Annotated in this window: 16 protein-coding genes and 2 pseudogenes; 4 read left to right on the top strand and 14 right to left on the bottom strand. The window is 37.5% G+C overall.

Annotated features, from left to right (window positions below):
* Positions 1–16: 16 nt before the first annotated feature.
* The 4 genes and pseudogenes from BK574_RS25605 to BK574_RS25590 all read right to left on the bottom strand — a co-directional run.
* Positions 17–607, bottom strand: a pseudogene (locus BK574_RS25605) (group II intron maturase-specific domain-containing protein); the annotation flags it as partial.
* A gap of 57 nt (positions 608–664) precedes the next feature.
* Entirely contained in the window at positions 665–1,927 is a 1,263-nt protein-coding gene (gene ltrA, locus BK574_RS25600; RefSeq protein ID WP_078427988.1) for a group II intron reverse transcriptase/maturase, read from the bottom strand.
* 543 nt (positions 1,928–2,470) lie between these two features.
* Positions 2,471–3,139, bottom strand: a pseudogene (gene ltrA / locus BK574_RS25595) (group II intron reverse transcriptase/maturase); the annotation flags it as partial.
* Positions 3,140–3,716: 577 nt separating this feature from the next.
* Positions 3,717–4,172, bottom strand: coding sequence for a pyridoxamine 5'-phosphate oxidase family protein (locus BK574_RS25590; protein WP_078430625.1), 456 nt, complete (start codon positions 4,170–4,172; stop codon positions 3,717–3,719).
* A 231-nt stretch (positions 4,173–4,403) separates the two neighbouring features.
* Here BK574_RS25590 and BK574_RS25585 point away from each other — a divergent pair, with 231 nt between their 5' ends.
* Positions 4,404–4,604: a YlaI family protein gene (locus BK574_RS25585; RefSeq protein WP_075385501.1), complete on the top strand. Its 201-nt coding sequence runs from the start codon at positions 4,404–4,406 to the stop codon at positions 4,602–4,604.
* 552 nt (positions 4,605–5,156) lie between these two features.
* On the opposite strand, the gene BK574_RS25580 is transcribed toward BK574_RS25585, so the two are convergent.
* The 3 genes from BK574_RS25580 to typA are packed head-to-tail and all read right to left on the bottom strand — an operon-like array spanning position 5,157 to position 7,631.
* A complete protein-coding gene (locus BK574_RS25580; RefSeq protein WP_078430624.1) occupies positions 5,157–5,426 on the bottom strand; it encodes a hypothetical protein in 270 nt (89 codons plus the stop codon).
* A 5-nt stretch (positions 5,427–5,431) separates the two neighbouring features.
* The gene (locus BK574_RS25575; protein WP_075385499.1) at positions 5,432–5,752 is read right to left on the bottom strand and encodes a YlaH-like family protein; all 321 of its coding nucleotides are present in this window, start codon (positions 5,750–5,752) and stop codon (positions 5,432–5,434) included.
* Positions 5,753–5,789: 37 nt separating this feature from the next.
* A complete protein-coding gene (gene typA / locus BK574_RS25570) occupies positions 5,790–7,631 on the bottom strand; it encodes a translational GTPase TypA (protein ID WP_078430623.1) in 1,842 nt (613 codons plus the stop codon).
* A 218-nt stretch (positions 7,632–7,849) separates the two neighbouring features.
* On the opposite strand from typA, the gene BK574_RS25565 reads away from it, so the two are divergent.
* On the top strand, positions 7,850–8,035 hold the full coding sequence (locus BK574_RS25565) for a DUF5325 family protein (protein WP_075385497.1): 186 nt from the start codon (positions 7,850–7,852) through the stop codon (positions 8,033–8,035).
* A 172-nt stretch (positions 8,036–8,207) separates the two neighbouring features.
* On the opposite strand, the gene BK574_RS25560 is transcribed toward BK574_RS25565, so the two are convergent.
* Both BK574_RS25560 and BK574_RS25555 read right to left on the bottom strand, forming a co-directional pair.
* A complete protein-coding gene (locus BK574_RS25560) occupies positions 8,208–9,017 on the bottom strand; it encodes an inositol monophosphatase family protein (protein WP_078430622.1) in 810 nt (269 codons plus the stop codon).
* A gap of 286 nt (positions 9,018–9,303) precedes the next feature.
* The gene (locus tag BK574_RS25555; RefSeq protein WP_075385495.1) at positions 9,304–9,492 is read right to left on the bottom strand and encodes a hypothetical protein; all 189 of its coding nucleotides are present in this window, start codon (positions 9,490–9,492) and stop codon (positions 9,304–9,306) included.
* Positions 9,493–9,667: 175 nt separating this feature from the next.
* Here BK574_RS25555 and BK574_RS25550 point away from each other — a divergent pair, with 175 nt between their 5' ends.
* Positions 9,668–10,294 carry a YktB family protein gene (locus BK574_RS25550; RefSeq protein WP_078430621.1) on the top strand — a complete coding sequence of 209 codons (627 nt, stop codon included), beginning with the start codon at positions 9,668–9,670 and terminating at the stop codon, positions 10,292–10,294.
* 65 nt (positions 10,295–10,359) lie between these two features.
* Here BK574_RS25550 and BK574_RS25545 read toward each other — a convergent pair whose 3' ends face one another.
* Together BK574_RS25545 and BK574_RS25540 are read right to left on the bottom strand one after the other, a co-directional pair.
* Positions 10,360–10,623 carry a UPF0223 family protein gene (locus BK574_RS25545; protein WP_078430620.1) on the bottom strand — a complete coding sequence of 88 codons (264 nt, stop codon included), beginning with the start codon at positions 10,621–10,623 and terminating at the stop codon, positions 10,360–10,362.
* Between the two features lie 25 nt (positions 10,624–10,648).
* Positions 10,649–11,608 carry an NAD(P)H-dependent flavin oxidoreductase gene (locus BK574_RS25540; protein WP_078430619.1) on the bottom strand — a complete coding sequence of 320 codons (960 nt, stop codon included), beginning with the start codon at positions 11,606–11,608 and terminating at the stop codon, positions 10,649–10,651.
* A 250-nt stretch (positions 11,609–11,858) separates the two neighbouring features.
* Between BK574_RS25540 and BK574_RS25535 the strand changes: the two genes are divergently transcribed.
* The gene (locus BK574_RS25535; protein WP_078430618.1) at positions 11,859–13,334 is read left to right on the top strand and encodes an aminotransferase class I/II-fold pyridoxal phosphate-dependent enzyme; all 1,476 of its coding nucleotides are present in this window, start codon (positions 11,859–11,861) and stop codon (positions 13,332–13,334) included.
* Positions 13,335–13,653: 319 nt separating this feature from the next.
* Here BK574_RS25535 and BK574_RS25530 read toward each other — a convergent pair whose 3' ends face one another.
* The 3 genes from BK574_RS25530 to BK574_RS25520 form a co-directional block, all read right to left on the bottom strand.
* Positions 13,654–13,773 carry a GapA-binding peptide SR1P gene (locus BK574_RS25530; RefSeq protein ID WP_075385490.1) on the bottom strand — a complete coding sequence of 40 codons (120 nt, stop codon included), beginning with the start codon at positions 13,771–13,773 and terminating at the stop codon, positions 13,654–13,656.
* A 251-nt stretch (positions 13,774–14,024) separates the two neighbouring features.
* Positions 14,025–14,321, bottom strand: a complete 297-nt coding sequence (locus tag BK574_RS25525; RefSeq protein WP_078430617.1) for a DUF3055 domain-containing protein — start codon at positions 14,319–14,321, stop codon at positions 14,025–14,027.
* A gap of 195 nt (positions 14,322–14,516) precedes the next feature.
* On the bottom strand, positions 14,517–14,957 hold the full coding sequence (locus BK574_RS25520) for a hypothetical protein (RefSeq protein WP_078430616.1): 441 nt from the start codon (positions 14,955–14,957) through the stop codon (positions 14,517–14,519).
* Between the last annotated feature and the right edge of the window lie 68 nt (positions 14,958–15,025).

Below are 15,025 nucleotides of genomic sequence, written 5' to 3'. Positions count from 1 at the left end.
GTATACGGCGGTTCACTTAGGTATGACGTAAGTGGTTATATCTGTCTACTAGACTTTTCAGCTTTTTATTTCGCCAAAACTCTAGGTTAAGCGTCGTGTTTAAAACAGGACTGTTCGAGATGCGCCAATATTTCTTGCGGGAATTACCCCATTCATAAGCTTTCTCCTTGGGAACTCCAAGAGAGATAAGCCTTTTTATTTTAGTTTTAGGCAATTTCCATTGCTTCCATAAACACATCCGAAGTCTTCTTCTCAGTGATTCATCAAGGCGTTTAAAGGGAGTTGGCGTATCCGCCAAGGCAAAATATCCACACCATCCAACGAGGTATTTATTGATCTTCTCAATACGCTCTTCCATTGAGATGGAGTGTGAGCGTGATGTTAGTTCTTTGATTTTGCTTTTCGCTCTCTTTATACTCTCTTTGGCGATACGGATCTTTGGTGACGGGTGAGGAGTAAAACTGAAACCTAGAAACTTTCGTTTCCACGGTCGATCTACTGCGCTTTTCTCATCATTCACTTTCAGCTTGAGTTTCTTTTCAATGAAAGTTGTGAGGGAACTCTTCACTCGTAGACCTGACTTCTGTGTTTTCACGTAGATATTACAGTGAGTAGACCGAGGGAACCTCCCCCTCAGTCTCTCTCAGAACCGTACGTGAACCTCTCAGCTCATACGGCTCCCATTATTCATTGCCGGTAGTAATCCATATTTCCAATGCGCAAATAATTTGCGTTCTCGCCGAGCAATAGCTCCTAACCAATATTCTGCTCTTCTTCGATGTTTTCGCTTCTTGTATTTTCGGCGAACCCATTTTACCAAGCAGCTATTGATGTAACGCAATACACTATACATTTCTGATTTATAGAAATGTCCATAATAATTAATCCATCCTTGGATTTTCTTATTAAACATGTTGGAAATATCCTGCAGAGTTTTATCTGCTTTGAGCTGTAATCGCCAACTTCTCACTTCTTTTCTGATTGCTTTCTTTGCCTTATCAGCAATAGCTGGTAAGAAGTTTGTGAAGAATTTTCCATATTTGTTCTTTGAGTGTCTTGGTCGAAATGTGTATCCGAGAAAATCAAAAGTAATAGTCGGATAGTTCCGTTGTCTATCATCATCTTTACAGTAGACAATTTTCGTTTTCTCCAAGTTCAACTCCAATCCAAATAATTGAAATCTTTCTTCCAGTCTTCGTTGAAGATATTTTGCTTGTTTCAATGAAGTACAATGTGCTATTCCATCATCGGCGTATCTTGCCCAAGGAATACTTGGAAATTCCTTCGCCATAAAATCATCAAATGTATAATGAAGAAATAGATTCGCAAGAACTGGACTGATGACTCCTCCTTGCGGAGTGCCAGAAGTTCGCTCTGCTAACGTCCCGTCCTCCATTTGAAAAGGGGTAGTTAGCCATCTTTGTATATATAAGATGACCCATTCTTGATTTGTATGTCGTTTTACCATTTCAATGAGGTAATCATGTCGGATATTATCAAACAGTCCCTTAATATCGAACTCTAGCACCCAGTCTTTTCGCCAACATCTTTTCCTTGTAGCCTCGATCGCTTGGATTGCCGATTTGTTTGGTCGGTATCCATGAGAATCTTCATAAAACAATTTTTCCACTGTTGGTTCAAAATATAGTTTCGCAACCATCTGTGCCACTCGATCTTCGACTGTAGGTATTCCAAGTGTTCTTGTTCCACCATTCTTTTTGGGAATAGCTACTGCTTTTACTGGTTTTGGAAAATAGCTTCCTGAGGACATACGATTCCATAGTTTGTACAGATTATTCTTCAAGTCTAGTTCGAAACTTTCAATAGACTGTTCATCAGTCCCGTATGTCCCTTTATTGGCTTTTACTCGTTCAAATGCAGTCAGAACTGCATTCTTTGAAATACTAAACGGTTTTGTTTCTCGCATAGGTTCCTCCTCCTTTCAAAGTTGACCTATCTTTGAAACTGAATAACTCGGGTTCTTTGCTCCGCTTCTATTACAGAAGTTTCATAACTACTACAACCCAATCTGCCCCTATGACTGCATCGGTACTCTTTTCTTGTGGGTCTTCCACTTGAAATACTCCCTTAACATCAGTCCGTAGGTTCCCACGTTCCGTACAAACGCCTGTGTTATGTTCATGCCACCTTTATGCCGCCCACCACTTAGACAGTAAACAGGTTTCCTCTAAGCTCATCCTAAGTTAACGACTACCCCCTAGTTTTGATGGAGTCTCTACGCTTTCGACATTTCCGTAAGTGGTTCACATGACCATTCATCTCCATAACACGCACTTGACAGTTATTGACTGCCTTTTCCTTAACGCTCAATACCATAGCTTTTGACTACAGCACCTTAAGGTAGTTTGAAATCTCCACCTGTATGGCGACTCCGACGGGCCCACCGTCATCATTTGTACAGCATAGTTGCTTTGAGTAGTCTCGCTACTCACGCACACTTTCGTGGCGCACAGTCATCTGCGTACCTGACAAACTTGTGCCCTCTCTTTTCCAGTTCCTTATCAAGTTCATCTAACATGATATTAGATAATAACGGACTTAACGGCCCGCCCTGCGGGACACCTTCTTCGCTGATACCTTCCACACCGTTTATCATGATTCCTGATTCTAAGTATTTTCTAATTAGCCTTAGAATCGTTTTATCATGGACTCTTTTCTCCAAAAGACCCATAAGCATATCGTGATTCACTCTATCGAAAAATTTTTCTAAGTCCATGTCTATCACCCATCTGTACCCTTCCTCTATATATGCCCTCGCTTCCTTTACAGCGTCATGGGCTCTTCTTCTTGGTCTGAAACCATAACTATGTTTAGAAAAGGTTGGATCATAAATCGGGGTTAAGACTTGGGCAATCGCTTGTTGGATGAGACGATCGGTCACGGTAGGAATGCCTAGTAACCTTATGCCACCATTCGGTTTCGGGATTTCGACCCGCCTGACTGGCATAGGCTCGTAGGTTCCGTCTTTAATTGAATTTCGGATGTCGTCCCAGTTAAGTAGAAGATGTGCTCGTAGGGATTTTACAGGCATTTCATCTACACCGTGCTTACCCTTATTCTTTTCGACCCGCTTTAGAGCCGAAATCAGATTGTCCCGTGACAACAGTTGTTTCATCATTTCGATACATCCTCTCGCGTGAATGTCCGTTCTATTTGTGCCATTGTTTATTCCACCCTCTTAAAGTCCCCCACGGGATTCACCGTTTCCTCCTTTAAGTAAGTCCAATTTGGATTGTCTGTATCATCATAAACAATGAACGCCTAGCGCACATTCTTCCTAAATGTTCGGCCCTTCCTCGACTATCTTAAGCTAGTCGAGTACTATGACCTCTGCTGACTTCTGACTGTTCAGCTATTTATCGCTAAATAGGTTACCGAGTGTGCTCGGCTTATCAGTCAGACCTCCCCAGGTAAGAGTACAATCTTTCCTTCCATCTATCTGCTTCATTTACTCTGTATCACCTTTGGCAGAAAGGACTTTGTCTTGTTTAGCAGACTCACCCAATGATACCTAGCCTTATATGAAGTTCGTGTTCCTCAGACCGGAAGTTTGCCGCTCGCTTCCTTCAGATCCTGCGTCACCACAGGCACCCTTGCGTTAAGCTACTGCTACTTCTGCCTTCACAGTTCGGGACTTTCACCCTATAGATTGCACCCATGCTGGGCGCACTAAGAAAACAAGCTTAGTCTAAGGACTAAGCTTGTTTCATTGATTCCATTACTTGATTATCTAATTTCGCTGCAGCAGTTGCATCATATGTTTTTTCATACTTAGGCTCAACAGCAATTCGAGAGCCATAAAACATCACATCACGAACTTCTTTTATCGTAATTTCTACTAAAGCGAGCTTTAAAGGAACATTATCCATCTTTTCTTTAATTACAGCTGCGTCGCCAACTATAGAATATGTAGATCCATTCCCTATCAGATTTAAAGTTACACCATTATGCTTATTAATATTTTCAACAATTCTTGAACGATTATCTACTGCGAAACGTACTTTCTCTTGAGAAGGAGCAAAAACCCAAGAAATTGCGTTTACATTTGGTGTACCTGTCTCATAATCAACTGTAGCTAGAGTGACAAAACGCTCCGATTGTAATAGTGGTAATAGTTCTTCCGTTAATTTAGGCTCTACTTGGTTTCCCATATAAAATCCCTCCACTTAATATCATAATATGTATACTATACCTATTTTTAATCGCAGTTCAAACATATATGCTTTATTTTTCATTTATTTTTTCTTAAAATACCGTTAAAATAATAGAATGTGAAGTAAGTGCCTTGCCTGCAAAATAAGTCTTTTTTATTTTTAATAAATAAAATGGTATTCTTATACAATGGAGAAAAGTATTGAAAATCGTCTTTTGTGAGGTGAAAAATGAGAGTTAAATGCGTTATATGTGATAAGATTGACAAAATAGAAGACTTTAGTCCATTAGCTAAAAAGCTACGAAATCGGCCTATTCATACCTATTTGTGTAATGAATGTGCAGACCGTATATCAGACCGAACCGAAGAAAGAAAAGCTTCTGGAAACTTTCGATTATACAGACCAAAAAAAACAGAAAACGACTGGTGATACGAAAAGCGAAAGGCTCTTGACTGCTCCGACAAGCTAATGTTCTGGCAGGCTAAAGTCCGCTCTTTGACTTTTGTCCTGACAGGTTATTTGACCTCGAGGAGCTAGAGCCTGTTGCTAGACACTACGAAAAGCGAAAGGCTCTTGGTGCTCCGACAAGCTAATGTTCTGGCAGGCTAAAGTCTGCTCTTTGACTTTTGTCCTGACAGGTTATTTGACCTCGAGGAGCTAGGGCCTGTTGCTAGACACTACGAAAAGCAAAAGGCTCTTGGGTAGCTCCGACAAGCTATGTTCTAGCAGGCTAAAGTCTGCTCTTTGCTTTTGTCCTGACAGGTTATTTGACCTCGAGGAGCTAGAGCCTGTTGCTAGACACTACGAAAAGCAAAAGGCTCTTGGGTAGCTCCGACAAGCTAATGTTCTGGCAGGCTAAAGTCCGCTCTTTGACTTTTGTCCTGACAGGTTATTTGACCTCGAGGAGCTAGAGCCTGTTGCTAGACACTACGATGAGCCTCATAGCAAAAGACTACTGAGAAATTTCTCAGTAGTCTTTTCTTAATTATATTTTGGTTCTGATTGAATTTGCTCTAATAATGCTTCAATTAGATCAATAGGAAATTGTTTTTGTTCCTGTTGTCCTTCTTTCACATAATGAACAATATACATCGGATCTACAATTTCAACTTCAATATTTTCTAATCGATGGTCTTCCGTTAAGATCGTCGTGAAAAATTCATACGTATCTAAAGCTGCTTTATCATCAGTTCTAGCTTCATGAACTACTTTTATGGATAACCAATTATATAATGCATCTTGCAGGTTCATCGTAATTACCCTCTTGCCTCTTCACGTTTTCTTTGCAGCATTCTTAACTTATAAATACCTAGAATTACCGTTGAAATTAACAGTACCTCAATAATTGGAGCTCCCATTAAAGCTAAGAAAAACATGATAATACAGCCGACGAAAAGTGCCACATAAACTATAACTAACTTTAAAACTGGAAGCTTACGAGCAAATCCCAGGTTAAACACTAAGATCGATAAGGCGACAATAGCCAAATACACCCAAAGACCCATTTGTGGGTTTTCAGCAACTATTCGTGGTAACCATGATAATGCCTCAATATCAATTTCAGGTCTTTCTTCCATACTGATCCTCTCCCTTTCAAGATGAGTAGTATGTTATTTAATTAGACTGATTAGCCAACTTCTTCTTTTTAATAATTCGTTCCCGTTCGTTTTTATCTAAGACCTTTTTACGAAGGCGAATTGATTCTGGCGTAATTTCACAGTACTCATCTTCATTTAAATATTCAAGCGCTTCTTCTAATGATAAAATACGCGGCTTCTTCATACTCACTGTTTGTTCTTTATTAGCAGAACGGATATTTGTTGCTTGTTTCACCTTTGTAATGTTAACTGTTATGTCATTTTCACGATTATGTTCTCCAACAATCATACCCTCATAAATTTCCGTTGCTGGTTCGACGAAAATTTGTCCACGATCTTCAACTTGCATAATTCCATATTGACTCGCTTTTCCAGTTTCCATAGAAACGAGCACGCCTTGACGACGACCACCAACTTGACCTTGAATCATAGGTTGGTAAGAATCAAATGAATGGTTAATAATACCATAACCACGCGTTTGCGATAGAAACTCAGTCGTATACCCAATAAGACCACGTGCAGGAACCATGAACTCTAAACGAACTTGACCTGAGCCACTATTCGTCATATTGATCATTTCACCTTTTCGTGCTCCAAGTGATTCCATAACAGAACCAGTATACTCGTCTGGAACATCAATTTGAACTCGTTCAACTGGCTCACTCTTCACTCCGTCAATTTCACGAATAATTACTTCTGGTTTCGATACTTGCAATTCATACCCTTCTCTACGCATGTTCTCAATTAATATGGAAAGGTGAAGCTCACCACGACCAGAAACTGTCCATGCATCAGGTGAATCTGTATCTTCAACACGAAGACTAACATCTGTTTCAAGCTGAGATTTCAAACGTTCTTCTAGCTTACGACTTGTTACATGTTTTCCTTCACGACCCGCAAACGGACTGTTGTTAACTAGGAAGGTCATTTGTAATGTCGGTTCATCAATTCGTAAAATTGGTAACGCTTCTTGTTTATCAACAGGACATACTGTTTCACCAACATTAATTTCTTCCATTCCCGAAACAGCGATTAAATCTCCAGCTTTTGCTTTTTGGATTTCGATTCTTTTTAAGCCTAAGAAACCAAAGATTTTTGTTACTCGGAATTGTTTAACTGATCCATCTAGTTTCATTAATGCTACTTGATGACCGACCTCCATCGTTCCACGGAAAACTCGCCCAATTCCGATACGACCTAAGTAGTCACTATAGTCAAGCATCGTTACTTGAAATTGAAGCGGTTCATCACTATTATCAACAGGAGCAGGCGTATGTTCTATTATTGCATTAAATAAAGAAGTCATATCTTCATCTTGCTGCTCTGCATTTTCACTAGCTGTTCCATTAATAGCAGAAGCATAAACAACAGGGAATTCTAATTGATCTTCATCTGCCCCTAAGTCGATTAGTAAGTCAACAACTTCATCAACGACTTCTACTGGACGAGCAGAAGGTTTATCAATTTTGTTCACAACTACAATCGGACTTAACTTTTGCTCTAATGCTTTTTTTAAAACAAATCTTGTTTGTGGCATCGTACCTTCATAAGCGTCGACCACCAATAAGACACTGTCTACCATCTTCATAATACGTTCAACTTCACCACCGAAGTCAGCGTGACCAGGTGTATCTAAAATATTAATTCGCTTGTCATTGTAATTAATCGCTGTATTTTTTGCTAAAATCGTAATGCCTCTCTCTTTTTCAATGGCATTTGAATCCATTGCTCTCTCGTCAACTTGTTCATTTTCGCGGAAAGTTCCTGATTGTTTTAGTAGTTGGTCTACTAACGTCGTTTTTCCATGGTCAACGTGGGCAATAATGGCTATATTTCTAATATCTTCACGTAATTTCATTCTAAATAAACGCTCCTATCCTTTTACAGGTTAATATAACTGTCTAATTATATCACAAATTAAAATTAAGAGATAACTTATCATGAAATATATATAAATATTCCACTATTTCGATGATGTTTAACTATATTGTCATATTCTTTGCCTTTTTCTTTTGTCCAATTCAAGGTAAAATAGAATTACTTATGAATTGATTAAATAAATCAGGGGGAAATAGAGTGAAAAAAGAAAACGTACTTTTTTTAACGCTTGCTATTGTAACCGTGATCGGTATTATGGCTATAGGTGTTGCAATCGCTGAACGTAGTATTTTTATCGGCTTACTTTCACTAATTGGCATTACAGCTGCTTGCGGAATTGGTTTCTCACTAAAAAAGAAACTTAGAGAAACCGAAGAAATATAAAAAGGGTCGGTAGAGTATCATAAACTCTACCGACTTTTTTTCATTTTTACTTGCCGATGTTACACAAACACACCAATTACGTCCATTTTCTACTCGGTATGTATTATTCCGTGCAGTTTAATACGGTTGCCATAGGTAGGTACAATATCATAAGGACTAACACATCCTAATTTCATGAATTTAATTCTTTTTGTACAAATTTACGTATGACAACGTCATGAAATTGCGGTTTACCTACAAATACTGAACTTGCTTTTAAGATAGCTAAAGGCTCACCATAAAAAGTAGAATAACATCCACCTACTTCATTAAGTAAGACGAGGGCAGCCGCAAAATCCCAAGGGGATAATCTCAAACTAATATAACCGTCCAAGCGTCCAGATGCTACATATGCCATTTCCAAAGCAGCAGAACCGTAGGAGCGAACCCCTCTAACTTGTCGGACTAAATCGACAACTATAGGTTGAAACGCTTTACCTTTATATAGAAGCCATCGCGCATTCAGTCCAATAATTGCTTTGTCCACCTTCACAGGGGCTAAAGATTCTAATCGCTCTTCATTTCTAAATGCACCTTGCCCTGCCACTGCATGAAACAACTCATCATTCATGACATCATAAATGATACCGACCTTCCCTTCCCCTTTATGGTAAACGGCGACACAGATAGCAAAATTATATTGTTGATGAACGAAGTTCGTCGTCCCATCAATGGGATCAATAATCCAGATTGTATCACGATTATCAAATTCCTCACTACTAATACCCTCTTCTCCTAGAAAGGCATGATTCGGAAAGTTCATTTGAATTTTTTGAAGGAAATATTGTTCTATTTTACGGTCCATTTCAGTAACAAGATCATCAGGGCTAGACTTTGTTTCAACATGTATTGTTTCTTCTAATGATGCCTTTAATTGATTACTTGCTTCCTTTACCCATGTGATCGCCAATTCCTTTATTTTATGCCAATCATATTCATTCATTAAAAATAGACCCCCTATTTGACTACAGCAAGTAAACTCATTTTATTATGACACAAATAATCATTTCAAGAAAAGGCAAAATTCATGAACAAATTCTAAAGATTAAGAATACTATAATTAGGTATGGATGAACACGATAGAAAACGTATACATAGTTCAAAGAGTCAACGACTAAATTCTAAATTACAGATATTAAAAATAAACAATGTTACTTTAACCCTTTAAAGAATATCAATATAAAACACAAAAAAGTACGGACCGTATCGATCCGCACTACTATGATTGTTTACGCTTCTAATAATAGTAATTCTTGACTAAGTTTTTTCAGCTTACTCTTGCATTTGTTTATTACCTCTAAATCTTCTACTAACATTGCATCGTGAAGAGTTGCTAACTCATAATCAATTTCTAGACGGAGGACTGGGATTCTTTTTTCTGCATCCCTTCGTTTGAACGCTTGGATTACTTGTTCCATAGAAACACACACCCCTTAAAATTCCATTAATTTTAAACCGGGTCCAAAAATGATTTAACCGAATTTTCAGATTATTGATTTGTTATTATAGCATATGAGGGTACACTGCAAAATGGCACAACCGATTTAATATTTGTGGTAAACTAATGAAAAAATAACTTTGAAGGTGATTTGTATGTCATTTACTGGATTTACCCAAGAAGACTTTGATGTTTTTATAATTGAAGGATTAGAACCTCGAATGGATCAACTAAAGGAGAAAATTCGTCCTAAACTAGAAGCATTAGGTCATCATTTTGCACCGACTTTATCATCATTAGTTGGTGATGAAATGTTTTATCATGTCGCAAAACATGCAAGAAGAAAAGTAAACCCACCGAAAGACACTTGGGTCGCAATTGCAAATAGCAATCGAGGGTATAAAATGCTCCCTCATTTTCAAATTGGCTTGTTTGAGACGCATTTATTTGTCTGGTTTGCTGTTATTTACGAATGCCCAATCAAGCAACAATTTGCTGAGCAATTATTATCAGAAATAAAAAACGTCCAACAACAAATACCTGATCATTTTGTTTGGTCTGGCGATCATACAAAACCTGAAGCAACCTCTCATAGAGAAGCTGATTTACAAGCGTTATTTGAACGCCTACGTGATGTTAAAAAAGCTGAAATTTTATGTGGAATACATATTGATCGAAATGATCCAGTCATCTCAGACGGCGAAAAACTAATTCAAAAAATAAATAAGACATTTACAACACTCTCACCACTTTATCGATTAACTACCCCTGTTCACAAATAGACTATACGATGTGTGTTTAGAACATTTATAAAAGCCAAGCAAACGCTTGGCTTTTATATTTTTCTTTACATTTTTATTTTTGGATTCTCTTCATTTTCTTTTGCTTTTTTTATTACATGATAGCAAGAAACCCTAGACTCTCGCTCATATTGTTTAAATAGCTGTTTCTCTTCGCTCTTTGAAGGAACAATCTCCTTAAAGCGCCGGTATAGTGATAATAATTTTGCTCGTTCTACTCCACTTCCGTGAGCGTCTTCGACCGCTTGAAAGAAAGCCATAATATCAATTACCTCTTCTTTACTCCAATCTAAGGACATTGGCATATCCATATTAATAATTCACCCTTTTTTAAGGTTATTTGCTCCATTTCGATCGAATGTCTTCTCCTTCTTTCATCATGCGATCAAATAGTTCTTGAACAGATGGTACATCTTTAATTCTCCCCATTACTTGTCCAGCCCAAGCAAAGCCTTCAGACTCCTTGCCCTCATAGATATACTTCATATTAGCTTCTCCACTAATATAGTTTTTTATTGCTTCATATGTTGGCGTTACTTCTTCGGCTTGAAGGATTTTATCGGTCCATTCATTTTTTATTGCCCTTGCTGGCGCACCGATTGAGCGCTTAATCACTACCGTATCCATTTCACTAGCTTCAACGAGTCTTTGTTTATAGACTTCATGTGCATGAATACATTCTTCTGTCGCAATAAAACGTGTTCCCATTTCAATTCCTTCTGCCCCTAAAGCAAGTGCAGCCATCATTCCTTTACCATCACCAATCCCGCCTGAAGCAATTACAGGTATAGACACAGAATCTACAACTTGTGGAATAAGGACCATCGTACCTGTATCAGACCTTCCAAGGTGTCCACCACCTTCTTGTCCAACTACCATTACTGCATCTGCACCAAGCTCTTCCGCTTTTTCAGCCTGTCTTCTTGCAGCAACTAAAACGAGCTTCTTTGTATTCGTTCCTTTAAGCATATCAAAAATGGGTGCAGGATTACCACCTGTCATTGTAATTACAGGCACTTCTTCTTCTATGGCAACTTCCAACATATGTTCAAATGGTCTTCCATGCTGACCAATCGCATAATTCACTCCAAATGGAAGGTCAGTTTTCTTTTTTACCGATTGAATTTCTTTTCTTAACTCTTCTGGAGTACTTAGAGACATTGCTGTTATTTGACCTAGACCACCTGCGTTTGATACTGCTGCTGCCAAATCCGAATATGCTAAATAGGCTAATCCACCTTGAATAATGGGGTATTTAATATTTAGCATCTTTGTTACTTTCGTTTCCCAATTCACCTGAATTCCTCCTTATGTTGTATATCATTTCTTCCAATAAACAAACTAATATAGAATTGATCAAATTGAATAATAAAAGCCGTCTCTTTTTATTTCGACACGCACTTTGGAAAACCCTACAAAAAATATCGATAACCATTGATGAAAAACGTAAAATTTTGATTGATTTTCACTTGATTTTTGATATACTCAATCTTGTTTTATGTGCAAGGTGACAACTTGCAATTAGAAGATAGAAGAGGTGAATCGGTTGTCGCAACAACATTTAACTCCCCTTTATTCAGGAGTAAAAAATCACGCTAAAAAAGACCCTATTCAATTTCATATTCCTGGCCATAAAAAAGGAAATGGAATCGACCCAGAATTTAGAGAGTTTATAGGTTTAAATGCCTTATCGATAGACTTAATAAATATCGGACCACTAGATGATTTACATCACCCACATGGAATTATTAAAGAGGCTCAAGAACTTGCTGCAGAAGCATTTGGTGCTGACCACACTTTCTTTTCTGTTCAAGGTACAAGTGGGGCAATTATGACAATGATTATGAGTGTGTGTGGACCTGGAGATAAAATTATCGTACCGCGGAATGTTCATAAATCAATCATGTCTGCCATTATTTTTTCAGGAGCTAACCCAATCTTTATTCATCCTGAAATTGACAAGCATTTAGGCATTTCCCATGGCATTACTACCCAATCAGTAGAAAAAGCATTGAGACAACATCCAGATGCAAAAGGATTACTCGTAATTAATCCAACGTACTTTGGCGTATCTGCTAATTTAAAAGAAATTGTAAACATCGCACACCGATTTAACATTCCTGTACTTGTAGATGAAGCCCACGGGGTTCACATTCACTTTCATGATGAGTTACCTTTATCCGCGATGCAAGCAGGTGCTGATATGGCAGCGACTAGCGTCCATAAACTTGGCGGTTCAATGACACAAAGTTCTGTTCTTAATGTAAAAGAAGGGCTCGTGTCCCCTAAACGAGTGCAAGCTATTATTAGTATGTTAACAACAACGTCAACATCTTATTTATTACTTTCTTCTCTTGATGTTGCTCGTAAACAATTAGCAACTGTTGGAAAAGCAATGATTGAAAATTCTATTCAATTAGCACAAAATACACGAAAAGATATTAATACAATTCCTGGAATGTATTGTGTAGGAAGAGAAATATTAGGCTCAAAAGCTGCTCATGATTATGACCCAACCAAATTAATTATTTCAATTAAAGATTTAGGAATTACAGGATACGAAGTTGAGGTATGGTTACGCGAGCAACATAACATTGAAGTTGAACTTTCTGATTTATATAACATCTTGTGTATCATCACTTTCGGTGACACAGAAAAGGAAACGTCAGCGCTCATTCATGCTTTACGTGAATTATCTGAAATTCATCAAGAAAAAATTGCAGAAAGAGAAACCGCTTATGTCTATGTTCCAAATAGTCCTACACTTGCTCTAACACCTCGTGATGCTTTTTATTCAGAAACCGAAGTTATACCTTTTGAATATTCTGCAGGAAGAATTATCGCTGAATTCGTGATGGTATATCCGCCAGGGATCCCAATTCTTATTCCAGGGGAAGTAATTACCGATGAAAATATTGATTATATTAATGAAAATCTTCAAGCTGGTTTACCAGTACAAGGTCCTGAGGACTCATCTTTTAAACAAATTCGCGTAATCAAAGAAAGAAGACCAATACAATAAAGTGAAACTTTATTCACTAGGGGTTTTCCTCATCACCAACTGAATATTAGTTAAGGGGCCTACACGGCGTGGGTCCCACAGACGTTTTTAAGGAGGTAACAACGTCTCTGTTCATTTAATTATTCCCGATTTCCTCAAAGCTGGAAAGTCTGAGTCTTAACTCTAGATATACGGGGATAAAAACGGGAGGGAGCCTCAAACGATCGTCATCTATTATAATAATGAGGAACTTGGGAGGTTTCCTTCTTCGATCGATACACTTGTTAGACACAAAAAATGAGGACTCTGTTATCAGAGTTCCTCATTTCATTATTTAATATTATTTTGCTTTTTCTTTACATTTGGCACAGCCTGTGCATTTTGCGTATAAAGTCGTTACCTTTTCATCCTCGAAATGTTCAATTGTTGTGTTGCAAGTCTGACATACGATAATTCCCACAATTTCCATCCCCTTTATTTTCATTCATGTATTTGTAACCGTTTTCTATAATCTCTATGTACTTATAATAATATGACACATTCATATTGTCAATACGAATTTGTATGACACATTCATTTATTTTTTTATGTTTAATGTACTTCAAACAACTATACTATTTAAGAAAGAACCGCTTAATAAATTATTAAGAGGCCGGCACTATTTTTGCCAGCCTCTCTTATCGAACCTATTATATTAATTAGTATGTCTTATTAATATTGCGGCTCCAATGGCATTGTCGGCAACGTTTGTTCAAAAAACGTCGCTAAATCTTCTGCTTCTTTAGCAGATCTAATATGAAACACTTTTTGAATGTGGTCTACATTCTTAACATCATCAGCACAAAGTAGTCCAGATCGGCCCGTTTGCATGCAAACCACAAGAGGTTTACCAAAGAACATGTTTGTATAGACAATGCCAAAATCATAACGAACATCGTCAGTAGTAAACCCAATAAATTGTACTTTCACATTTTCTTGCTCGTCGTATAAACGCTCAAACAAATTCATTTAGTCCACCTCCAAATTTTTTTAAAAATATATTGACAACTATAAACAAAAAGGAGACGTCTTTTTACTTATAGTTATGTCCAGTAATTAAAAAGATAATTTTTTTAATATTCTAATATCATTATAACTCAATAACCCTTCGCGTTCAATAGGGCCTTGGTATAAATTGTGAAAATATTTTGAATTATTAATTTCCTACCTACTATATTGACCTTGATGTAATTCAATATGCCTACAAATCTCACGGAGAAATATCCTATCTTCTTCCGTAATCATATACTCTGATTGAGGTACATTAAAAACTAACACTCCCATCAAATGATGACCTTCATAAAAGGGAGCAAATATTCGGATACGACTTCCTAAAGGAATGGTGTAGAACTGCCCCTTAATGGCACATATACTCAAATAACCTTGACCAAATTTCTCTCTTTCTTCATATAGATCTTCGCCCACACTCGTAATTAATTCAAAATATCCTTCATTCGTTTTATAAATTCCTGCACTATGGCCCTTTAACATGGATTTACCGAAGGCTTGAATAATACCATAGTAAAATTCATATTGTGTCTTAGCATAATTCGAAACAAGTCCTACGTCGAGTCTAATTTCATCTAGCATTGCTGATTTATCCATAATCTTCCCCCATTTAACCATACAAAATGAACATATTCTAAACTAACTAATTCCTTATTTTTATTATT

This window comes from Alkalihalobacterium alkalinitrilicum (genome assembly GCF_002019605.1).
GTDB classification, from domain to species: Bacteria; Bacillota; Bacilli; order Bacillales; family Bacillaceae_F; genus Alkalihalobacterium; species Alkalihalobacterium alkalinitrilicum.
This window is presented reverse-complemented; position numbering and strand designations above follow the sequence as displayed.

Excerpts from the sequence above, each read along its gene's own strand:
- ltrA (WP_078427988.1), bottom strand. The coding sequence starts at position 1,927 with ATGCGAGAAACAAAACCGTTTAGTATTTCAAAGAATGCAGTTCTGACT.
- BK574_RS25555 (WP_075385495.1), bottom strand. The coding sequence starts at position 9,492 with ATGGAACAAGTAATCCAAGCGTTCAAACGAAGGGATGCAGAAAAAAGA.
- BK574_RS25585 (WP_075385501.1), top strand. The coding sequence starts at position 4,404 with ATGAGAGTTAAATGCGTTATATGTGATAAGATTGACAAAATAGAAGAC.
- BK574_RS25550 (WP_078430621.1), top strand. The coding sequence starts at position 9,668 with ATGTCATTTACTGGATTTACCCAAGAAGACTTTGATGTTTTTATAATT.
- BK574_RS25560 (WP_078430622.1), bottom strand. The coding sequence starts at position 9,017 with ATGAATGAATATGATTGGCATAAAATAAAGGAATTGGCGATCACATGG.
- BK574_RS25525 (WP_078430617.1), bottom strand. The coding sequence starts at position 14,321 with ATGAATTTGTTTGAGCGTTTATACGACGAGCAAGAAAATGTGAAAGTA.
- BK574_RS25520 (WP_078430616.1), bottom strand. The coding sequence starts at position 14,957 with ATGGATAAATCAGCAATGCTAGATGAAATTAGACTCGACGTAGGACTT.
- BK574_RS25575 (WP_075385499.1), bottom strand. The coding sequence starts at position 5,752 with ATGGAAGAAAGACCTGAAATTGATATTGAGGCATTATCATGGTTACCA.
- BK574_RS25580 (WP_078430624.1), bottom strand. The coding sequence starts at position 5,426 with ATGAACCTGCAAGATGCATTATATAATTGGTTATCCATAAAAGTAGTT.
- BK574_RS25590 (WP_078430625.1), bottom strand. The coding sequence starts at position 4,172 with ATGGGAAACCAAGTAGAGCCTAAATTAACGGAAGAACTATTACCACTA.
- typA (WP_078430623.1), bottom strand. The coding sequence starts at position 7,631 with ATGAAATTACGTGAAGATATTAGAAATATAGCCATTATTGCCCACGTT.
- BK574_RS25545 (WP_078430620.1), bottom strand. The coding sequence starts at position 10,623 with ATGGATATGCCAATGTCCTTAGATTGGAGTAAAGAAGAGGTAATTGAT.